This window comes from Streptomyces sp. NRRL WC-3618 (genome assembly GCF_001280005.1).
Lineage (GTDB): Bacteria > Actinomycetota > Actinomycetes > Streptomycetales > Streptomycetaceae > Streptomyces.
In genome coordinates this window covers 1-21,015 of the sequence record NZ_LGDW01000292.1, presented here as the reverse complement: position 1 = coordinate 21,015, position 21,015 = coordinate 1, and the positions used below count along the sequence as shown (strand labels likewise).

Below are 21,015 nucleotides of genomic sequence, written 5' to 3'. Positions count from 1 at the left end.
CCCCTGAGGCGGCCCCGGATTCGGCGGTGCGTGCCGCTCGCGGGGCGGATCGCGGTTCTGCGGCCGTCTGTTCGACTACCCGTGGCGAGCGTCGCACAGTATGCCGCAGGCGTACTCCTTCGCGTTGGAATATGCCCGAAGCGCTTGTTGGCGTGACTGTACGTCAACCATGCTTTCGCGTAAGGGATACACGGTCCGTGATCCCTGATCTGGCCGATGTCCCAACTACTGTTCTGGGCATGCAAAAAATGGCTACGATCGTGGCCCTCGTGCGGCGCGAGGCGATGTGTCCGCCGGTTCGGATGGTGTGAGCGGTGCAGGTGCTTCAAGTGCAGCTGGAGATCCGGCCCGACCCCGCAGAAGTGGGGCGGGCCCGGAGATGGGCGCGGTCGTGGCTTGCCGGGTCGGGGGTGTCGGACGACGACCCGCTCTCCGAGACGCTGATCCTGCTCGTCTCGGAGCTGGTCACCAACGCGGTGGTGCACACCGGGTGTCCGGCCGTACTGCGGCTGGGGTTCCACGGGGTGTTCGGCGCGCGGTCCGGTGCGCGGTCCTGCGCCCAGGGTGTGTCCGGCGGGGTTGTCCGGCTGGAGGTCGCCGACCTGAGCGCCCGGCCACCCGCGCCCCGGCATGCCGGGGGTGACGACACCAACGGGCGCGGGCTGGAACTGGTCGACGGGCTCGCGGACCGGTGGGGGTGGAGCCCCGAGGGCATCGGCAAGCGCATCTGGTGCGAACTGGACCGCTGCCCGGCCCCGGCGTCCTACGCGAACACGGACGAGAGCGATGACGCGGCCACGGCTACGGCCACATCTACGGTTGCGGCTGCGGCTGGAACCACAGCCACAGCCACAGCTAAGGCCACCGCCTCCCTGTACGGGGGCATGGCGGCGTACGAAGCCGTCTGACGGCAAGTCCTGGCGGTGCGGCGCGCGTTCGGGATGCCCGGCGCGGCGCGTGGCGGGGCACAGGTGCAGAAACGCCGGGGTTTCCGGGCCGGGTGCGGTGCGGTGCGCCGGGGTGTGCCCCCGTGCGCGGCCGTCGCAAAACGGACGTAAGTGGCAAATCTCCGAACAGGTGTTGACGTGACGTGACCGCGTGAACACGCTTGTGTTCAGCGCGATTCGCCGGAGGGGACGGCGAGGGTTCGGTGACGGGGGCCCTCGACGAGTGCGGATCGTGGTTCGGCGTCGGCTCCTTCAGGGTCCCGGGGGGGATGGAGCGGGAACGTCGAAGGCGGGTGGCGGCGCGCGATGCCGTACTTGGGGTGGGCAATGGCGCGCCGCCGACCGGCCGACGGAAGCTCGACAGGGGCTCGATGAGGGCTCGACGGGGGCTCGATAGGGGCTCGGCAGACGCTAGAGGATCGCTACGGGTGCCACCGGACTGCCCGTGGCGCCCGTGAACGGTTCGGGCGTCGCCGACAGCAGGAACTCGTACCGGCATTCTTGTCCACAGGCTGTGGACAACTTTTCGAGATTCCAGTTCTGGCCCTGCGGCATCCCCATCTCCACCAGGTCGAGTGCGTGGACGGGCATCCAGAGATCCTCCGACTCGGGCGGGAAGATCTCAAAGGTCAGCGTGTCGTTCGCGACCGCCGCGACGTCCCGCGCGTGGAACCACTCCGGTGTACGGATCGACAGTCCGGGCGAGGGATACGTGTACCCGTGCTTGTCGCCGGCCAGGTACACCTGGATCTGCCCCGTCCGTACGAGCACGATGTCACCGGCACGCACGCGCGTGCCCGCCAGTTCCTCCGCCGCTTCCAGGTCCTCCGGAGTGACCGCGTGCCCCCCGTCCAGCCGGTCGACGCCCCGGGCGCGTGCCACGTCCAGCAGCACCCCGCGCGAGACGACGTGCCGCACCTTGTCGGCGCCGCCGAACTCGGCCCCGGAGTGCGCCGTGATCGTGTCCGCCGGGCGGCCGTTGTAGAGCTTCCCGGAATGGGAGGCGTGGGCGAGGGCGTCCCAGTGGGTCGCGCACTGGAGCCCCAGGGTCACGATGTCGTCGCTCGTCGCCACGGTTCCGCCGCCCGGCGGCCCGAACAGCTCCTGGTTGATCTGGACCATGGCGTGTACGGGGTTCAGTCGGCCCGGAATCGCCCCGGTCTGGACGCCGTCCTGCTGGAGAGGGAGGGCGAGCGGGACGCGGTGGCCGCTGCGGACGGTCGCGGCGGCGTCCCGTACGACGGCGTCGGTGATGAGGTTGAGAGTGCCGATCTCGTCGGCAGCCCCCCAACGCCCCCAGTTGTTCACGCGTTTGGCGATCTCGTGGAACTCGGCCGGCAGCGGCATCGGTCCGGTCCTTCCTGGAGACCGGACCCCTCCCGGGGCTTGCCTCCGCATATCTGACGGGTCATAAAATCTAACGGTCCGTCAGAAACCGCGGGAAGGGGCCGGACATGGGGAACTTCTTGGCAGGCAAGGTGGTCGCCGTGACGGGCGCCGGCCGAGGGATCGGGCGGGCGGTGGCACTGGGCGCGGCAGCCGAGGGCGCGCGGGTCGTCGTCAACGACTACGGCGTCTCCATCGACGGCGCCTCACCGACGAGCGAGATCGCCGAGGGCATCGTCAAGGAGATCGAGGCGGCCGGGGGCGAGGCGGTCGCGGTGGCCGACGACGTGTCCACCATGGCCGGCGGTCAGCGGGTCGTCGACGTGGCGCTGTCGTCGTACGGACGCCTCGACGGCGTCGTGTGCGTCGCCGGGATCCTGCGCGAGCGGATGCTGTTCAACATGTCCGAGGAGGAGTGGGATCCCGTCGTCGCCACCCATCTCAAGGGCACCTTCACCGTGTTCCGGGCGGCCTCGGCGGTGATGCGGCAGCAGCGGTCGGGGACGCTGATCGGCTTCACCAGCGGGAACCACCAGGGGTCCGTGTCGCAGGCCAACTACAGCGCGGCGAAGGGCGGCGTCATCTCGCTCGTACGGAGCGCCGCGCTGGGGCTGCACAAGTACGGGGTGAGCGCGAACGCGGTGGCGCCGGTCGCTCGTACGCGGATGTCGGCGAACGTGCCCATGGAGCTGGCGGAGATCGGGGAGCCGGAGGATGTGGCGGCCCTGGTCGTGTACCTGCTGTCCGACCGGGCGAAGGAGCAGGGGATCACCGGGCAGGTGTACACGGTCGCCGGACCGAAGATCGCGGTGTGGGCGCAGCCTAGGGAGTTGCGGGCGGCGTATGCCTCCGGCGGGTGGACGGTGGAGGGGATCGCGGAGTTTTTGCCGGGGTCTGTGGGGGTGGATCCGATGCCGATGCTTGTGCGGTTGGAGGAGATGGAGAGAGCGGCGCGGGATGGGGCTCGGCCCAACGCCCAGTAGCTCGGGGGTGCTTGTGGTTTGGCGGGTGCGGGTTCGTTGTGGTTGTTCGCGCCCACGCGGCGGAGCCGCACATCGATACAGCCCGCGCCCCTACAGGTGGGTCTACGCGTCCCATGTTGAGAGGGGAGCCCTGTGGAGTTTGGATTCGGCGTCGGGGATGAGGAGTTTCGGGCGGAAGCTCGGGGTTGGCTTTGTGCTCATGTTGGTGGAGGGCTTGAGCGGCGGAGTTGGGAGCGGGTTCTTGGGAAGGGGGGGTGGATCGGGCTTTCCTGGGGGGAGAGCGGGTACGGGAACCGGAGTGTCGGGCTTACCCAACAGGTTGTTTGGGCCGAGGAGTACGTGCGTTCCGGGGCGCCTGCGCGGTCTGGGCACATCGGGGAGAATCTGCTTGCTCCTACGCTTCTCGCGCATGGCAGCGAGGAGCAGCGGGCCCGGTTCCTGCCGCCGATCGCCGCCGGCGAGGAACTCTGGTGTCAGGGGTACAGCGAGCCCGGCGCCGGGTCCGATCTCGCCGGGGTGAGTACGAGGGCCGAGCGGGCCGCCGACGGGTCGTACCGGATCACCGGACAGAAGATCTGGACGTCCCTCGCCCATGAGGCGGACTGGTGCTTTGTGCTCGCCCGGACGGAACCGGGGTCGGTCCGGCACCGTGGGCTCAGTTTTCTGCTCGTCCCCATGGACCAGCCTGGGCGCATCGAGGTCCGGCCCATCCGGCAGCTGACCGGGACCAGCGAGTTCAACGAGGTCTTCTTCGACGGGGCGCACGCGCGCGCGGACCACCTCGTCGGAGCCGAGGGCGGCGGCTGGGGCGTCGCGATGAGCCTGCTCGGTTTCGAGCGAGGCGTCTCCACGCTCGCCCAACAGATCGGGTTCGCCAGGGAGTTGGAGCGCGTGGTCCGGGCCGCCGTCGACAGCGGCGCGGTCGAGGATCCCGTCGTACGGGAGCGACTCGTGCGGCAGTGGGCCGAGTTACGGGTGATGCGCTGGAACTCGCTGCGAACACTGGGCGGTTCGGGCGATGCCGGAGCGCCGAGCGTGGCCAAGCTGCTGTGGGGCGGCTGGCACCAACGGCTCGGCGAGCTGGCCATGCTGGTGCGGGGCGCGGAGGCCGCCGTGGGACCGGTGGCGTGGTCGCGGACGGCGCCCTACGAACTCGACGCCGCGCAGCACCTGTTCATGTTCTCCCGGGCCGACACGATCTACGGCGGCTCCGACCAGATCCAGCGCACGATCATCGCCGAGCGCGTGCTCGGACTGCCCAAGGAACCTAGGCGATCAAACGGACCCGAGGGGGTCGGCTGATGCGCGGTGTGCTGTTCGACGGGAAGCGGATCGAGGTCGTCGATGATCTGGAGGTGCGGGATCCCGGCGCGGGGGAGGTGCTCGTCGCGATCTCGGCGGCGGGGCTCTGCCACAGCGACCTGTCGGTTGTGGACGGCACCATTCCCTTCCCCGTTCCCGTGGTGCTCGGGCACGAGGGCGCGGGGGTGGTGGAGGCAGTCGGAGCCGGTGTCACCCATGTGGCGCCCGGGGATCACGTGGCGCTGTCGACGCTCGCCAACTGCGGGGCGTGCGCCGACTGCGACCGGGGGCGGCCGACCATGTGCCGGCAGGCGATCGGTCGGCCGGGGCGGCCCTTCACGCGGGGCGGGCAGCCGGTGTTCCAGTTCGCGTGCAACTCGGCCTTCGTGGAACGCACGGTGGTGAAGGCCGTACAGGCGGTACGCATCCCGAAGGACATCCCGATGCCGTCGGCCGCGCTCATCGGCTGCGGCGTCCTCACCGGGGTGGGCGCCGTGCTCAACCGGGCCCGGGTCGACCGCGGCGACACCGTCGTGGTGATCGGCACGGGCGGGGTCGGGCTGAACGTCCTCCAGGGCGCGCGGATCGCGGGCGCCCTGCGGATCGTCGCCGTGGACGCGAACCCGGCGAAGGAGGGGGTGGCACGGCGGTTCGGCGCGACCCACTTCCTGACCTCGACGGACGGGGTACGGGACGTGCTGCCGACGGGCGCGGACCATGTCTTCGAGTGCGTCGGGCGCGTCGAACTCGTACGGCAGGCCGTCGACCTGCTCGACCGGCACGGCCAGGCGGTCCTGCTCGGCGTCCCGGCGGCCACGGCGGAGGCGGCCTTCGTCGTCGCGTCGATGTTCCTGGACAAGTCGATCCTCGGCTGCCGTTACGGCTCCTCCCGCCCCCAGCGGGACATCGCGCTCTACGCCGAGCTGTACCGCGAAGGGCGGCTGCTGCTCGACGAGTTGGTGACGCAGACGTATCCGGTGGAGGACTTCGAGAAGGCGGTGGGGGACGCGCAGGCGGGGCGGGTGGCGCGGGGGGTGCTGACGTTCTGAGCGGCACGGCGGGCTGCCGGTCGCTGGTTATCCACAGGTGCTGGAAATCCCCTGGGGCATTGTCGGTCCCGGCCTCTACCTTCGGGCCATGAGCTATCGCGACGTCGCCACCAAGCAGGTCCTGATCTGGTCCTGCACCTCCGTCGGCGCCCGTATGCCGGTGGCCATGGCGCCGCTGGCCCTGGTGTTCCTGGTGCGTGAACGGCCGGGCGGCTACGCCCTGGGCGCGGTTCTCGCCGCCGTGTACGTGCTCGGGGAGATCGTCGGCGCTCCGGCTCTCGGTCTGCGGCTGCGTCCCGACCGGGCCCGTAGGCAACTGGCCGGCGGGCTCGTGGCCGGGACCGCGGGGTTCGTGGGACTCGGGGTCTTCCCGGGGGCGCATCCCGTGGTTCTCGCCGCGTTCGCGTTCGTGGCCGGCGGCGCTCCGGCCGCGAGCGCCGGCGCGTTGCGCGCGCTGCTCACCGACCTGGTTCCGGCGCGGGCCGTGGCGCAGGCGATGTCCGCCGAGACGATGCTGATGTCGGGCGTGTGGGCCGTCTCCCCGGCCGCCGTCACCGGCCTCGCGCTGGGCGCGGCACCACGCCTCCCGCTGCTCCTCGCCGCCGTTCTGATGGCGTCGGCCGTCGCGGGCCTGTGGCTGCTTCCAGCGGGCTGGGGGAGGGACGACACGCCGGGACAGGGCCAGGGAAAGGAGGGGGCGGGTCCTTCGCTGCTCGGTCTCCTCGTTGGCGCCTGGCCGGTGTTCGTCACCGGCGCCGCCAGCCTCACCCTGCTCGGCCTCGCCGAACTCGTCCTGCCCGCGCTTCTCGAACAGCGCGGAATCGGTGTCGGCTGGTCCGGCCCGATACTCGCGGGAATGGCGGTCGCCGCGGGACTAGGTGCCTTCCTCTACGGCCTGAGAACCTGGCCGGGGCGGCTGCGCACCCGCAGCGTGGTCCTGATCGTCGGAATGGCCGTGTGCGTGGCCGGCGCCGCGCTGATACCGACGATGGCCGGGATCGCCGCCGCGCTGGCCGTGAGCGGCATGCTCCAGTCGGGTGCGCTGCTCACCCGCAACCTGTCCCTGCGCGAGGCGCTGCCGCCCAGCACCCTGGCCGCGGCTTACTCGGTCATGTACGCGGCTGCCGGGGCGGGTTACGCGGCGGCGGGTTCGTTCGCGGGCGCCCTGCTCCAGGTGACGGCACCGTCCACCGCGGTCCTGGCCGGCGTGGCCCTGACGCTCCTGCTGACGGCCGTCGGCTGGTGGGGCGAGACGCGCTCCGGTGGCCGTGCGGCGAGGGGTGCCGACACCGTCGTAACGGCCGCTCCTGCCGGCTCTGTTGGCTCAGTGGGCGATCCTGCCGCTCCCGGTTGTCTCGACGCCCCCGGCCCGGAAGGTACGGCGATACGCGGTGGGGGTGACCCCGAGCACCGCCTGTAGGTGCTGCCGCATCGACTGGGCCGTGCCGAAACCCGCGTCGCGGGCCACCTGGTCGACGGACAGGCCGGTGGACTCCAGGAGATGCCGGGCCCGTTCCACCCGCTGCTGGGTGAGCCACTGCCCCGGGCTGACGCCGACTTCCTCACGGAACCGGCGCGTGAACGTACGTACCGACATCGACTCCTGCTCCGCCATGTCACGCAGCTGGAGCGGTTCGTGCAGCCGCCCGAGTGCCCACGCGCGGGCGGTGGTCGTGGTCGCCAACTGGGGTTCCGGGAGCGGGCGTTGGATGTACTGCGCCTGCCCGCCGTCGCGGTGCGGCGGTACGACCGTACGGCGGGCCACCTCGTTGGCGACGGCGGCGCCGTGGTCGCGGCGCACCATGTGCAGGCACAGGTCGATACCGGCCGCGACACCGGCCGAGGTGAGTACGTCGCCGTCGTCGATGAACAGGACGTCCGCGTCGACCCTGACCTTCGGGAAGGTCCGCTGGAAGTGCTCGGCGTCGGACCAGTGCGTGGTCGCCGGGCGGCCGTCCAGATGGCCGGCGGCGGCGAGTACGTACACGCCGGTGCAGATGGAGGCGAGCCGGGTGCCGGGCCGGATGTGGGCGAGGGCGGCGGCCAGTTCGTCCGTCAGCACGCCTTCCTCGAAGACCGGCCCGAGCTCGTACGACGCCGGGACGATCACCGTGTCGGCGGTGGCCAGGGCCTCCGGGCCGTGGGCGACGTGGATGGCGAAGTCGGCGTCGGTCTCGACCGGGCCCGGCGGCCGGATCGAGCAGGTCACGACCTCGTACAGATACCGGCGCAGGGAGTCCCTGGGCCGGCCGAAGATGCGGTGCGGGATGCCCAGTTCGAAGGGCAGCACGCCGTCGAGGACCAGGACGACGACGCGGTGGGGGCGGAAGTCCGGGTCTGCCTGGGTGTCCTTCCGGGGCAGGGTCATGGCCCGATCCTAGCGAACACTGTCCTTCGGGCCACTCGCCCGAGGAGTTCGCAGGTCGGACGCTTGACGACGTGACGACGACCTCAAGACAGACAACCGACGCCGCCGACGATCTCCGGAAGCCCGGCCGGGCCCCGCGCTTCCGCGTCCACCGGGCCTGGTTCGTCGCCGCCGTCGCCTTCGTGACGATCATCGGCGCCGCCGCCTTCCGCTCCCTGCCGGGGCTGCTCATCGACCCGCTCCACGACGAGTTCGACTGGTCGCGCGGCACGATCGGCGCCGCCGTCTCCGTCAACCTCGCGCTCTACGGGCTCACAGCCCCCTTCGCCGCCGCGCTGATGGACCGCTTCGGTATCCGGCGGGTCGTCGCGGTCGCCCTCGCGGTCATCGCGCTCGGCTCCGGCCTGACCGTGTGGATGACGGCGGCCTGGCAACTGATGCTGTGCTGGGGCCTGTTGGTCGGCCTGGGCACCGGTTCCATGGCGCTCGCCTTCGCGGCGACGGTCACCAACCGCTGGTTCACCGAGCGACGGGGCCTGGTGACGGGCATCCTGACCGCCGCGTCCGCCTCCGGCCAGCTGATCTTCCTGCCGCTGCTGTCGTGGATCATCGAGACGTACGACTGGCGCCCCGCGGCGGTGACGGTGTCCCTGGCCGCCCTCACCGTCGTGCCCTTCGTCTGGCTGCTGCTGCGCGACCACCCGGCGGACGTGGGCCTGAAGCCGTACGGGGCAACGGAGTTCGTACCGAAGCCGGCCCCCGTCCAGGGGGCGGCCCGCCGCACGATCCGGGTGCTGCTGTCGGCGGTGCGCACCGGGCCGTTCTGGCTGCTCGCCGGGACCTTCGCGATCTGCGGAGCCTCCACCAACGGCCTGATCCAGACCCACTTCGTGCCCGCCGCCCACGACCACGGCATGCCCATCACGGCCGCCGCCTCACTGCTGGCGGTCGTCGGCGTCTTCGACGTGGCCGGCACGATCGCCTCGGGCTGGTTCACCGACCGCTACGACCCGCGCCGCCTCCTGGCGGTGTACTACGCGCTGCGCGGCGTCTCGCTCCTCTTCCTCCCGATGCTGCTCGCCCCCTCCGTCCACCCACCGATGATCTTCTTCATCGTCTTCTACGGCCTCGACTGGGTCGCCACGGTCCCACCCACCGTCGCCCTGTGCCGTGAGCACTACGGCGACGACAGCGCGATCGTCTTCGGCTGGGTCCTCGCCTCCCACCAGGTCGGCGCGGCCCTCGTCGCCTTCCTCGGCGGCCTGGCACGGGATGTCTTCGGCTCGTACGACGTGGTCTGGTACGCGTCGGGGGCGCTGTGCGCGGCGGCGGCGCTGATGGCGTTGGTGATTCGGCGGCGTGGGGTGGGTCGAGTGGTGGGGGCTGTGGGGTGAGGGATTCCGAGGCATTCCGGCGTGGTTCAGCGGGGCATCAGTCGCGGAGGGAAATGTAGGACCGCATTCGGAATGTCCCGTGCCGCTGCGGTGACCTGGGCTTTATGCACGTCTCATTCGAGGGACACGGCACTTTTGTCTCACGACCCTGTCCTCTGAGCTGTCCGGCCCACCGCTCGAAGGATTCCGCCCGGGCAGGCACTCCCCGTTGCGCAGCTGCCTCCTCTCGATCCCCGGGACCGAGCCGCTGCGGTCGGGTCGCTAGTGTCACTTAGTGACATACTGTCGTTTGAAGACGTGCGTAAGAAAAGGGGTCGGCCCAATGATGACGAACAAGCGCAGCGGGGGAGGGATGAGCGAGCAGCGGCGTGCACGGCTGCGCCTTGAGATCTCCAGGGAGGCGGCGCGGCTGTTCTGGGAGCAGGGAGTGGCCGCGACCAGCGGTGATCAGATCGCGGAGGCCGTGGGCCTGTCGACCCGCACCATCTGGCGGCACTTTCGCAGCAAGGAGAGCTGCGCCGAGCCGATCGTGACGCAGGGCGTCGTCACGCTCCTGAGCGTGCTGCACGCCTGGCCGCGGGAGGTTTCCCTTACGGAGCATCTGGTGACGGCGCTGACCCGACTCGGTCAAGAGAAGCCGCCCGTCGACTTTGCCGACGAGATGCTCGCGATGAAGATGATCCGTCTCGCCGACACCGAGCCCGCACTGCGCACGGCGTGGCTGATGGCCTGCGACCAGACGGAACGAGAGCTGAGCGCGATCATGAGTGGCCGTCTTGAGCGCCCGGCCGATGATCTTCAGGTGCGGCTGTACGCGGCGTCGGCAGCCTCGGTGGTGCGGGTCCTCGACGAGCACATCGGCGCGGCCATCCTCGCCGGTTCCGACCTGACGGAGTTCGAGGACGTGCCGGCCCTCGCCCGGCGTTACGCACAGGCGATCCGCACCGCCACCGGCGGAGCCATCGGCGACCCCGTCGCCTGAGACGCCGAGCCTCAGGAACATGCCGGACTGAACCAGGCGAAACCCGAAGGAGTCTTCCCATGCCCGCTATTCCGCACGAGGTCCCGCACCTCACCGTTGAGGAATTCTTCGGCTCTCCCGTCCGTGCCGGCGCAACGATCTCGCCCGACGGAACCAGGATCGCCTACCTGGCTCCGTGGCGGGAGCGCCTCAACGTATGGGTGGAGAGCGTCGATTCGGACGAGGAAGCGCGCTGCGTCACCGCCGACGACAACCGCAGCGTGCTCCGCTACCACTGGACCGACGATCCGCGCTGGCTGCTGTACGAGCAGGACGGCGGCGGCGACGAGAACTACCACATCTACCGGGTAGACCTGGACGACCCGGATGCCAAGGTGGTCGACCTCACCCCCTTCCCCGGGGCCAGGGCCGTCGGTTTCGAGACGAGCGTCGCCCGGCCGGGCAAGGCGACCCTGCACCTGAACCACCGCAATCCCCTTGAGTTCGACCTCTACGAACTCGACGTCGCCACCGGCGAATTGACAGTGCTGGCGCAGAACCCAGGCCATATCGGCGGTCTGCTGCACACGCCCGACGGCAAGCTGTACGCCCACGGGCTGACAGCAGACGGCGACATCGAGCTGTCGCAGTGGGACCCCGGGGCAGGGACGATGCGGCCGGTCATCACGTTCGACGGCTCCGACTACCCGCTGGACATCCAGCCGTTCCAGCTCACCCCGGACGGCACCGGTGCGTGGATCGGATCCAGCCGCGACAGTGACCGGACCCGGGTGGTGCGGCTGGACCTGGCCTCCGGCGCGGAGACCGAGGTCGACAGCCATCCGCTCTTCGACCTCGACCCGCGTTCCGCGGTCTTCCCCACGCTGCCCTCGCCGCTCATCTGCGACCGGCGCACCGGGGAGCTGATGGGGGTGCGCTACCTCGGAGAGCGGCAGGTGATCCGGCCCCTGAACCCGGACTTCGCCGCGGTCCTGGAGAACCTGGAGAAGCTGTCCGACGGCGACCTGCTGGCCCTGTCGTCGGACGTGAGCGGGCAGCGGTGGGTCGTCAGCTTCAACCACGACCGCGACCCCGGTGTCACCTACCTCTATGACCACACCACCAGGCAGAACCGTATGCTCTTCAGGCCCTACCCGCACCTGGACGCCGAAGTCCTCGCCCCCATGGCGCCGGTCACGGTCCCCGCGCGCGACGGACTGGAGCTTCCCTCCTACCTGACGCTGCCCGTGGGGGTGCAGCCCGCGCGGCTGCCTCTGGTCCTGCTCGTCCACGGCGGGCCCTGGCACCGGGACAGCTGGGGGTTCGATCCCAGCGCCCAGCTCCTCGCCAACCGCGGGTACGCGGTGCTGCAGGTCAACTTCCGCGGCTCGACCGGTTACGGCAAGGCGTTCCTCAAGGCGGGCATCGGGGAGTTGAGCGGCGCGATGCACGACGACCTCATCGACGCCGTCCACTGGGCCGTCGAGCAGGGATACGCGGACCCGGACCGCGTCGCGATCTTCGGCGGCTCGTACGGCGGCTACGCCACCCTGGTCGGCGTCTCCTTCACCCCCGACGTCTTCGCCGCCGCGATCGACTTCTGCGGCCCCTCCAACCTCGTCACCTACCTGCGGAACGTACCGGAGTTCGTCAAGCCCTACCTGGTCAACAACTGGTACCTGTACGCCGGGAACCCCGATGACCCCGAGCAGGAAGCGGACCTGTGGGCCCGTTCACCCCTCAGCCGCGTCGACGACATCCGCACGCCGCTGATGGTGGTCCAGGGCGCCAACGACCCCCGTGTCGTCAAGGCCGAGTCCGACCAGATCGTCGACAGGCTGCGCGCTCGCGGCCTCGAAGTCGAGTACATGGTCAAGGAGGACGAAGGCCACGGCTTCGTGAACCCGGAGAACAACATCGACATGTACCGCGCGGCAGACCACTTCCTCGCCCGGCACCTGGGCGGACCGGGCAGCAGCTAGCCCGACCGGCACGCCCTGATGAGGTCAGGAGAACAAGAGAACGCATCCGGAATGCACGACGCGAAGGGAGACCGGCACATGTCCGCACAGTGGGAGTACAAGGTGCTGACCTACAAGCTCACGATGAAGGGATGAGTGCGAGTTCTGCGACAACTCCGCCGCCGTCATGGACGCGGTCGATGACGGTGAGACCGTCCACATCACACGCAACGGCTCGGAGTTCGCCGAACTGCGCCCCGTGACGGGTCGGCGAAAGTCGAGTGCGAGCAGTTGGTGGCTCGGCATCGCATGCTTCCGCGTGTGGAGTACGCGCAGATGCGTGGCCCTGATCTGGTCGGCCGAGGCGTTGCAGTCCACGACCAGGATGTGGCCGTCGCCCTTCTTCAGCGTGATGCCCCGGTTCGCGAGAACATCGGCGGCGCCGGGGTAGTTGTAGTCCTCCACCGCGACCGGCGGGACGTCCGCCGGTCACGGGGCGGTGGCCACGGCCTTGGCAACGGCGGAGTCATCGGCGACGGCGAGTGGAATTCCGATGGCGGCGGCAAGTAAACCGACAGCCCCAGAAATCATAAAGTTACGGGCGCGGAAAAGCACCACGCACTCCTTTTCGGGCGTGCCGCCTGAATCATTGCAGGTGTGCCCATTTGGCAATCAAAGAGTAAAGGTGTGGCTCGAACCTGGCTCACGGGTTCGCCGATCGTCAACGACGTTACTGATCCATAGCTTTTCAATACCCCTTGCCCTGGCGTTGTCGAGCACGCGAAGGGTGCCCGGTCGTCGCCTTTCTGTCGGTTTGCTGTCGATCGGCCTCGGGAGCGGAAAACAGAATGTCGGCCACCCGTTCCGCCCGTCGACCGGATATCGGATTCGCACCCAAGATATTCAAAGCTATGCTCGCCGTGCCGATAGTCAACGACCGGCAGAACGAATTGTCGGTAATCGAGGCGAGCGTCCTTTGAACCGAAGAATGTACAGGCCGGGCGACGTGGGGAGGGTCAGACGCTCCATACACGCCGTGAGTCTTGGCCTGTTGCCCCTGGCTCTCGCAGGCGGCGTCGTGGAGGCTGTGCCCGCCGCCGCGGTGGAGGTGCCCGGCAGCGAGGTCATCGACCCGGTGCCGGCGACCGACCGGGGCAGGATCGTCAACTTATGGAAGTCCGGCGGCCCCGGCCTCAAGGCGGCGGCCGAGGTCGCTCTGACCGGCGGTGACGCCGATGTCCAGCGCTTCCTGACCGTGGTCGGTCCCCTCGGAAGGGACCCCCATGATGCATGAGACGCCGACGGCAGCCCACCCCACCGGGGTGAGCCCGTGACGTACGACCGCAACGCCTGCTCCACGCCTCCCGTCGGGCTGCGGCTGCTGCCGTGGGAGAGCGACAACGGCAAGCCCTGTTTCCTGTCCACGGGCGGCGTCCCAGGTCGGCTGTCCCGGCTCGCGGACGAGATCGAGGCGGACCAACTCCGGGACGGAGCAGACGTACTTGGGGGTGCGAAGGTGGTCCTGGACGACCTCAAGGCGGGCGAGGACACCCTGCGGCGCGCGCTGCGGGCCGTTACGCAGGTACTCGGTGACGTGCTCCGCGTCGCCGACAGCCGGGGTGCCCGACTGCCGGAGCCGGCGGGCTAGTTCGAGGTCGGTGGTCAGGAGCCCTGAAGTGGTGGACGCGCGTAGGTGCAACTGCCACGCCTGCTCTGTTCGCCGACCCGGTACGTGCTGTCGCTGCCCGTGTCATCTGCAGCGGTCCAATGACTCGGGAGGGCTGGGTCAGAGGAACTGCCCCCGATGGAACAGCAGCGGAGTGCCCTCGTCCTCGCCCGACCCCAGCGCGTCCACCCGCCCCGCGACGATCAAGTGGTCGCCTCCCGTGTGCACTGCCTGAATTGTGCGGTCGATCCAGTCGGGGGCGCCCGCGAGGCGCGGGGAGCCGGAGACCGGGGCCGCGTAGTAGCTGACGCCCGCGAACCTGCCCGCCCCGCCTTTCGCGAAACCACGGCAGAACTCGCCCTGCTCGGCGCCCAGTACGTTGACGCAGAAAGACACCCGCGCGGGCGATGAGCGGCCATGTCCTCGACGTACGGCCGACCATGAAGACGACGACGGACGGGGTACGGGATGTGCTGCCGACGGGCGCGGACCATGTCTTCGAGTGCGTCGGGCGCGTCGAACTCGTACGGCAGGCCGTCGACTCGGCGCTCCCCGCACCGTGGACGACCGCCGCGGGCACACGTCGACCGACCGGCGTCAGTGAGTGCCCGGCTCCGCCGTGAGCGGGGTCGGCACCTGGCCGAATCAGAGGCGCAGGTGGGCGACTTGGTCGGGGTCCGTGATGATGACCGGGCCCTGCCCGGACCGTTGCCTGCTCCTCACGCCAAAGACCCCTACGGGCACGGGGCTTGAGGCCGCCTGGTTTAAGTCTGCGAACGTTTCTTCCCGCGAATTTTGTCAGAACTATTGACGTTGATTACCTGATCCTTATCATCCAAATGCTCGACACTTCGACCCTTGTTCGGCATATCGGACAGTCAGGGTCGCACCACACCGCCCCCGGGCAGCCCTTGACGGGCCGAACCGGAGTCGCTTGCTCAAGGATGACGAGGTCCTGATGCACAGTCGTATTTTCAGTCGCAGACGTCCACCCGCGGTGTTCGCCGCCGTGGTCGCGGCCTTGGCCGCGTTGGCGGCGCTGCTCGTCGCCGGCCCGGCTCAGGCGGCCACCACCAGCGACGTGCGCGGTGTTGCTTCCGGCCGCTGTCTCGATGTGGAGAGCTTCAGCCAGACCGACGGCGCGAACGTGCACATCTGGGACTGCCACGGCGGAGTCAACCAGCAGTGGACGTTGACGGACAGCAGCCAGCTGACCGTGTACGGCAACAAGTGCCTGGATGCCCGGGGCGGCGGTACCACGAACGGGACCCCGGTGCAGATCTGGTCGTGCACCGGCAGTGACAACCAGCAGTGGCGGGTGAACTCCGACGGCACGATCGTCGGCGTGCGGTCCGGGCTGTGCCTGGAGGCCGCGGGCTGGGGTTCGGCCAACGGCACGCAGGCGCGACTCTGGTCGTGCACCGGCGGCGCCAACCAGAAGTGGACCGGCCTGGCCGGGACGGGCAACACGTGTGCTCTTCCGTCGACCTACCGCTGGACCTCGACCGGTGCGCTGGCGCAGCCGGCCAACGGGCAGCTCGCGCTGAAGGACTTCACCACCGTGAAGTACAACGGCAAGAACCTGGTCTACGCGACCACCTCCGACGGAACGAATTGGGGCGGTACGACGTTCAGTCCCTTCACGAACTGGTCGGACATGGGGGCGGCCACCCAGACCCAGATGACCGACGGCGCGGTGGCGCCCGAGCTGTTCTACCTCTCGACCAAGAACATCTGGGTGATGGTGTCCCAGTGGGGTCAGTGGCCGCTCTACTACCGCACGTCCAGCGACCCCACCAACCCCAACGGCTGGTCTGCCAGGCAGCCGCTGTTCACCGGCACTCTCCCCCCGGGCCCCGATCCGAACCAGCAGGACAAGCCGATCGACCCGACCATGATCGCCGACGACCAGAACATGTACCTGTTCTTCGCCGCTGACAACGGCAAGATCTACCGGGCGAGCATGCCGCTCGCGAACTTCCCGGGCAACTTCGGCACCTCCTACACGACGGTCATGAGCGACGTAAGGGACCTTCTGTTCGAGGCGCCGGAGGTCTACAAGGTCAAGGGCCAGAACCAGTACCTCATGATCGTTGAGGCGCAGGGGACGCAGCGCTTCTTCCGCTCGTTCACCGCCTCCAGCCTGGACGGTCCGTGGACCCCGCAGGCCGCCACCGAAAGCAACCCCTTCGCGGGCCAGGCCAACAGCGGTTCCACCTTGTTCCAGGGCGTCAGCCACGGTGACCTGGTTCGCGACAACCCCGACCAGACCATGACCATCGATCCCTGCAACCTGCAGTTCCTCTACCAGGGCCTCCCCAACAACACACAGGAACCCAACTACCTGAGGCTGCCGTACCGGCCGGCCCTGCTCACCCTGCAGCGCTGACCCGCCTGATCCACGGTGATCGCGATGTGGGGCGGTCCGCCGACGCGTAGACGAGTGGTTTACGGCGTGGGCGACTCCACCCGCTGACCGATACTCACCACCTTGAGGAACCCCGGTCGAGGGTCGGCCGGGGTTCCTTCCTTTCGTGGGTTTCCCCCGCGGGCGCATGGCGGCGTAACGGGCAAGCGTGATGGCGCGTGTCGTGTCCGGGTCCGGCCTCCGGACCAACGCCGCCGTCCCCAGCCGGGTGGCGCCGTTGTCGGACAGCCGCGGCCCGTAGGCGATCAGCTCGCCCCGGTCGAGCGGCACCGCAAGGTCGGCGGCCTGCCCCGAGCCGAGGTCGAGCACCAGGTCAGGTCTGATCCGCGGCGCGAAGGGCCCGCGCCAGCCATTCCAGCTCCTCGGTCGCGTCGGGCGACGAACTCTGCCCGCGCACACGGGCGACGAGCCTGCGGTAGTGCTCCGCTCCTGCCTCGATCCCGGCCTCCAGGCCGCGCAGCACGGCGGCCCGATCGGCGTCACCGAACAGCTCGGCCAGCACCTCGGCCGCTGCCGGCCCCTCGGGAGCGACCCCGCCTTTTCTGACCTCCGCGACGGTCTGCACGATCTGCCTGGCCCACCAGATGGACGCCCCGGGGGGAGGGCCCTGCCCCGGTATGGGCGTGTTGAGCTCCATCCATGTGCGCAACCGGGTGCGGAACCCGGGGTCCCGCACCAGTTCGGCCAGTTCGATCCAGGCGTCGACCTGCTCAGGTGTGGGATCGTCGGGCAGTTCGATGCTGAAGGCGCGCATGCGGTCGCGCAGGCGCGGGTCGTCGAGGCCGCCGAACACCTCCTCCTTGAACTCGTCGATGATCTGCTTGCGCTCGGCGGCGGAAAGCCGCGCCAACCGGTTCATCAGTGCTGTCTCCTCAACGGTCGAACCCCGTTTCGCCACGGTGGACAGGACGGCCCGGCTCACCTTGAGGGAGCGGATCTGCGCGTCGAGCGCGGCCACATGCGCGTCGGCGACCTGGGCGACCGTGGTGCGGCCGCTCAGGACACGGCACGCGTCGTCGAGCCCGAGGCCCAGCTCCCGCAGGGTCCGGACCAGCTCGACGCGGGCCACGGACTCGGCGTCGTACAGCCGGTAGCCGCCCGCGGAACGGCCCACAGGCGGCACCGCCCCCTCGTCCGACCAGAAGCGCAGGGTACGTACCGGAAGTCCGGTGCGGTGCGCGAGCCGGCCAATGGTGAGCACGTCGGGGCGTTCGTCGTCCATGAGTGAGATCCTGAACTCTCCGGCGGCTGGAGACTCAAGCGCCTCAGTGCGACATCCCGTGAGTTCTCCAGAGCTCTGTCGAGTTTTCTCACCACCGCCGGCGTCGACAGCATGCGCCTCCCCGCCTTCGACCAGACTGCGGACTGATCAGATCGGACGAGAAAGCTTCAGGAATCCCGAAGTCACGTCACTGACCGGCCGATCACGCGAGCGAGAGAGAAGCCCCAGGTCAGGGCTCAGGGTTCCGGCAAGAACCACGGGAACCCACGGGATGTCGCACACGCGGTGGCGGCGGCCGCCGTCTGTCTTTTCCCGTGCTTCTTGTGCGGCTTCAGCCGCTCGGCCACCGCGGGGCGGTGTGCGGCCGGGTCTCGGCGAAAAAAAATAATCAAGGCGGCAACCTTTCCGCTCTGAGTGGCCACTTAGGGGCGTACCGACGAGGGCGAGCCGTGGTCAGCGGCGCTACGCACTCTGTGTCAACACCCGATCGGAGCCCCACGTGTCACCAGACAACCCGATATCCGCCGAGCAGCCGATGCCTCGGGGGCGCACGCCCCGCCGTAGCCCGATGCGCCGGCGCTTTGTCGCGGGGGCGGTGGCGGTGCTCGCCGCCTCGGCCGGTGTCGGCGCCCTGGCGCCCAGCGCGGACGCCGCGGCGACCGTCGGCATCAAGGTGGACGCCGGTACCTCCCTGGGCACGGTGCCCAGCAGCGGTGCCGGCCTCAACTTGGGCTTCGGCGACGAGCACATGGGGGACGCCAAGGTCACATCGCTGATGAAGGCCGCGGGAGTTCGGCAGCTGCGCTATCCCGGCGGCTCCGGCGCGGACGAATACCACTGGAAGACCCACACCCACGGCGATGGCAAGGGCTGGATCCCCTCCAACACCAACTTCGACCGCTTCATGACCATCGCGAAGAAGGTCGGCGCCCAGCCGATCCTGACCGCGAACTACGGTTCCGGCACTGCCCAGGAGGCCGCCGACTGGGTCAAGTACGCCAACGTCGAAAAGGGTTACGGCGTGAAGTACTGGGAGATCGGCAACGAGGTCTACGGCAACGGGCACTACGGCAACGGCAAGGGCTGGGAAACCGACAACCACGCCGACAAGAGCCCGAAGGAGTACGGGAAGAACCTCGTCGCCTACTCGAAGGCGATGAAGGCCGTGGACCCGACGGTGAAGATCGGAGCGGTGCTCACCACCCCCGGCGGCTGGCCGGACAAGGAGAAGGCTCCCGGTGACACCGCCGACTGGAACAACACGGTGCTCTCCATCGCGGGAAGCTCGATCGACTTCGTCATCGTCCACTGGTATCCGGGCGGCAAAACCACGGCCGACCTGCTGAACACCCCCTCCCGGATCGCCGCTACCACGTCCGAGCTGCGCTCTCTGATCGCCAAGTACACGGGCTCGCGCGCCGCTTCGGTGGAGATCGCGGTCACCGAGAACGGCGCCGTCGGCTCGCCCGCCCAGACCAGCCAGGCCGCGGCCCTGTTCGCGCCGGACACCTACATGACCTGGTTCGAGCAGGGCGCCACCCACGTGGACTGGTGGAACCTGCACAACGGCACGGACCAAGCACCCACCACCGTCCACGGCCAGACCGACTACCAGGACGGGGGTGTGCTCTCCGCCGGAACCTGCGCCGGGGGGAAGTGCGAACCGTCGCGCGACACGCCCTTCCCCATCTACTGGGGCATCCGCTCGCTGACCGCGCTGGCGCAGCCTGGCGACACCATCGTCAAGTCGTCCTCGGGCAACTCGTCGGTCACTGTGCACGCGGTGCGGAGCGGCAACGGCGGTCTGAACGTCATGCTGACCAACAAGAGCCCGGAGAACGCGGCGCAGGTGTCGCTCTCGTACGCCGGATTCACCCCGGCCGCAGGGGCGGTCACGACCGTTTCGTACGGCCAGGGAGACACCGCCCTCACGACGGCGAAGCGCGGCACGGCGGTCGCACAGACGCTGCCGCCGTACTCGATCACGACTCTTCAGCTGAAGCCCGCGTCGGGGACTGCCGCTGACAAGCCGTCGCCCGTCCCCACGAAGACCGCCGTGCCGGCCGCCCCCGCGCCGGCTGTCTCGGCGCTCGGCACGACCGGCACCCGGGCGCAGGCGGAGGCGAAGATCGGCGCCGCACCCGCCGGCCAGCCGACCCCGAGCAGCGCGTCCGGCGACCTGGCTTCCACCGGGGCGAGCAGCGCGGTCACGTACGGCGGCCTCGGTGGCCTGCTGGTCATCGCTGTCGGCGGCGTGCTGGCGCTTCGCGGACGTCGCCGCAGGGCTTTGCACGGGAAGTGAGACCGCGTGAGTGACTGACGGCCCGGCAGCAACGCCACCCACCCGTGGCGTGCGCGCCGGGCCGTCGGCCTCCGCGCCGGCGTCGGCGGTCAGGAAACAGACAAGGCCCGGGTCGTTGACCTGGACCTGGCCTGCATCGGCACCGCTCCCGACCCGGGAACGCGGCCCACGGGCCGCGTTCCGGGCCACTGCGTCGACCTGCGCGAGCCCGCCCGGCGGTTCGCCGGGCGGACGGTCGCGGGGTCTGCGTTCCCGCACGTCACAGCAACCTGCCGGAGTCCTACCCGCTCGACTGCCTCACGAGCCTGGGCCTGGCCACACTCCCGGCCTGGCCTCTGCCCAACGACGCCGCAGCCGAGGTCGTCCACCGCCGCGGTGGCACGGGCTTCAGCCGTCTCTGGGCTGCGGTCGGCAGCGGCGATGACGCCGAGATCGACCGCGCCATGGCCAGGGCGACCGACGTCGCCGTCCACGGCCCGAGCGAGTTCTGGGCCAGGGGCCTGGGGGACCAGCAGAATCGGCCGAGGGAGGCCTCCTTCCCTCCGGCGCCGAGCTGCCGGCCAAGCCCATGATCATTCACGCCGAGAGTACGCACCGGACACCGCGGGCGCCGCACGGGACTTTCGAAACACCCCCTGGCCGACCGGAGGCTCAGATGAGCGACCTGGTCGGGGTCCGTGATGATCACCAAGCCCGCACCCGCACCGCTGCCTGCCCCTCACGCCAAAGTCCCGTGCAACCACGGGACTTGAAGCCGCCCGGTTTCGGTCTGCGAACGTTTCCGCCTGCGAATTTCGCGAGAGGTATTGACGCCGACCACTGGATCCTTATCATCCAATTGCTCGACACTTCGACCCTTGTTCGGCATATCGGACGCGAGGGCCCCACCACACCGCCTCCGGGCAGCCCTTGACGGGCCGAACCGGAGTCGCTTGCTCAAGGATAATGAGGTCCTGATGCGCAGACGTATTTTCAGTCGCAGACGTCCACCCGCAGTGTTCGCCGCCGTGGTCGCGGCCCTGGCCGCGTTGGCGGCGCTGCTCGTC

17 protein-coding genes and 2 pseudogenes are annotated in these 21,015 nt (G+C 69.5%); 14 read left to right on the top strand and 5 right to left on the bottom strand.

Annotated elements, in window-relative coordinates:
* Window positions 1-314: 314 nt before the first annotated feature.
* Window positions 315-908, top strand: a complete 594-nt coding sequence (locus ADL01_RS23150; RefSeq protein WP_053743941.1) for an ATP-binding protein — start codon at window positions 315-317, stop codon at window positions 906-908.
* 450 nt (window positions 909-1,358) lie between these two features.
* Here ADL01_RS23150 and ADL01_RS23145 read toward each other — a convergent pair whose 3' ends face one another.
* Window positions 1,359-2,294, bottom strand: a complete 936-nt coding sequence (locus ADL01_RS23145) for a cyclase family protein (RefSeq protein WP_053743940.1) — start codon at window positions 2,292-2,294, stop codon at window positions 1,359-1,361.
* A 107-nt stretch (window positions 2,295-2,401) separates the two neighbouring features.
* Between ADL01_RS23145 and ADL01_RS23140 the strand changes: the two genes are divergently transcribed.
* The 4 genes from ADL01_RS23140 (at window position 2,402) to ADL01_RS42440 (ending at window position 7,087) form a co-directional block, all read left to right on the top strand.
* Window positions 2,402-3,316 (top strand): SDR family oxidoreductase, encoded by a 915-nt coding sequence (locus tag ADL01_RS23140; protein ID WP_053743939.1) that lies wholly within the window; start codon window positions 2,402-2,404, stop codon window positions 3,314-3,316.
* A 132-nt stretch (window positions 3,317-3,448) separates the two neighbouring features.
* On the top strand, window positions 3,449-4,618 hold the full coding sequence (locus tag ADL01_RS23135) for an acyl-CoA dehydrogenase family protein (RefSeq protein WP_053743938.1): 1,170 nt from the start codon (window positions 3,449-3,451) through the stop codon (window positions 4,616-4,618).
* On the top strand, window positions 4,618-5,667 hold the full coding sequence (locus ADL01_RS23130; RefSeq protein WP_053743937.1) for an alcohol dehydrogenase catalytic domain-containing protein: 1,050 nt from the start codon (window positions 4,618-4,620) through the stop codon (window positions 5,665-5,667). Before ADL01_RS23135 ends, ADL01_RS23130 begins: the two co-directional genes overlap by 1 nt.
* A gap of 88 nt (window positions 5,668-5,755) precedes the next feature.
* Window positions 5,756-7,087: an MFS transporter gene (locus ADL01_RS42440; RefSeq protein ID WP_078960704.1), complete on the top strand. Its 1,332-nt coding sequence runs from the start codon at window positions 5,756-5,758 to the stop codon at window positions 7,085-7,087.
* Here the strand turns inward: ADL01_RS42440 and ADL01_RS23120 are convergent.
* Window positions 6,992-8,035 (bottom strand): GlxA family transcriptional regulator, encoded by a 1,044-nt coding sequence (locus ADL01_RS23120; protein ID WP_053743935.1) that lies wholly within the window; start codon window positions 8,033-8,035, stop codon window positions 6,992-6,994. The two genes, ADL01_RS42440 and ADL01_RS23120, sit on opposite strands and share 96 nt — an antisense overlap.
* A 71-nt stretch (window positions 8,036-8,106) precedes the next feature.
* Here ADL01_RS23120 and ADL01_RS23115 point away from each other — a divergent pair, with 71 nt between their 5' ends.
* The 6 genes from ADL01_RS23115 (at window position 8,107) to ADL01_RS23090 (ending at window position 13,999) form a co-directional block, all read left to right on the top strand.
* Complete coding sequence (locus ADL01_RS23115) at window positions 8,107-9,429, top strand: MFS transporter (RefSeq protein ID WP_053743934.1); 1,323 nt, start codon at window positions 8,107-8,109, stop codon at window positions 9,427-9,429.
* 322 nt (window positions 9,430-9,751) lie between these two features.
* Window positions 9,752-10,411 carry a TetR/AcrR family transcriptional regulator gene (locus ADL01_RS23110; protein WP_078960698.1) on the top strand — a complete coding sequence of 220 codons (660 nt, stop codon included), beginning with the start codon at window positions 9,752-9,754 and terminating at the stop codon, window positions 10,409-10,411.
* A gap of 59 nt (window positions 10,412-10,470) precedes the next feature.
* Entirely contained in the window at window positions 10,471-12,372 is a 1,902-nt protein-coding gene (locus tag ADL01_RS23105; protein ID WP_053743933.1) for an alpha/beta hydrolase family protein, read from the top strand.
* A 166-nt stretch (window positions 12,373-12,538) separates the two neighbouring features.
* Window positions 12,539-12,802 (top strand): hypothetical protein, encoded by a 264-nt coding sequence (locus tag ADL01_RS45460; protein ID WP_063783564.1) that lies wholly within the window; start codon window positions 12,539-12,541, stop codon window positions 12,800-12,802.
* 585 nt (window positions 12,803-13,387) lie between these two features.
* Window positions 13,388-13,645: an ALF repeat-containing protein gene (locus tag ADL01_RS23095; RefSeq protein ID WP_234354763.1), complete on the top strand. Its 258-nt coding sequence runs from the start codon at window positions 13,388-13,390 to the stop codon at window positions 13,643-13,645.
* 36 nt (window positions 13,646-13,681) lie between these two features.
* Window positions 13,682-13,999 (top strand): hypothetical protein, encoded by a 318-nt coding sequence (locus tag ADL01_RS23090; RefSeq protein WP_053743931.1) that lies wholly within the window; start codon window positions 13,682-13,684, stop codon window positions 13,997-13,999.
* 138 nt (window positions 14,000-14,137) lie between these two features.
* On the opposite strand, the pseudogene ADL01_RS46475 reads toward ADL01_RS23090, so the two are convergent.
* Window positions 14,138-14,416, bottom strand: a pseudogene (locus tag ADL01_RS46475) (flavin reductase family protein); the annotation flags it as partial.
* Between the two features lie 8 nt (window positions 14,417-14,424).
* On the opposite strand from ADL01_RS46475, the gene ADL01_RS46470 reads away from it, so the two are divergent.
* On the top strand, window positions 14,425-14,640 hold the full coding sequence (locus ADL01_RS46470) for a hypothetical protein (RefSeq protein ID WP_234354767.1): 216 nt from the start codon (window positions 14,425-14,427) through the stop codon (window positions 14,638-14,640).
* Window positions 14,641-14,975: 335 nt separating this feature from the next.
* On the top strand, window positions 14,976-16,406 hold the full coding sequence (locus ADL01_RS23080) for a non-reducing end alpha-L-arabinofuranosidase family hydrolase (protein ID WP_053743979.1): 1,431 nt from the start codon (window positions 14,976-14,978) through the stop codon (window positions 16,404-16,406).
* A gap of 171 nt (window positions 16,407-16,577) precedes the next feature.
* Here ADL01_RS23080 and ADL01_RS46465 read toward each other — a convergent pair.
* Window positions 16,578-16,757 (bottom strand): annotated as a pseudogene (locus tag ADL01_RS46465) (hypothetical protein); the annotation flags it as partial.
* A gap of 1 nt (window position 16,758) precedes the next feature.
* Window positions 16,759-17,667, bottom strand: a complete 909-nt coding sequence (locus ADL01_RS23075) for a MerR family transcriptional regulator (RefSeq protein WP_053743930.1) — start codon at window positions 17,665-17,667, stop codon at window positions 16,759-16,761.
* A gap of 568 nt (window positions 17,668-18,235) precedes the next feature.
* On the opposite strand from ADL01_RS23075, the gene ADL01_RS23070 reads away from it, so the two are divergent.
* Window positions 18,236-19,969 (top strand): cellulose-binding protein, encoded by a 1,734-nt coding sequence (locus ADL01_RS23070; protein ID WP_234354762.1) that lies wholly within the window; start codon window positions 18,236-18,238, stop codon window positions 19,967-19,969.
* Window positions 19,970-21,015 lie beyond the last annotated feature (1,046 nt).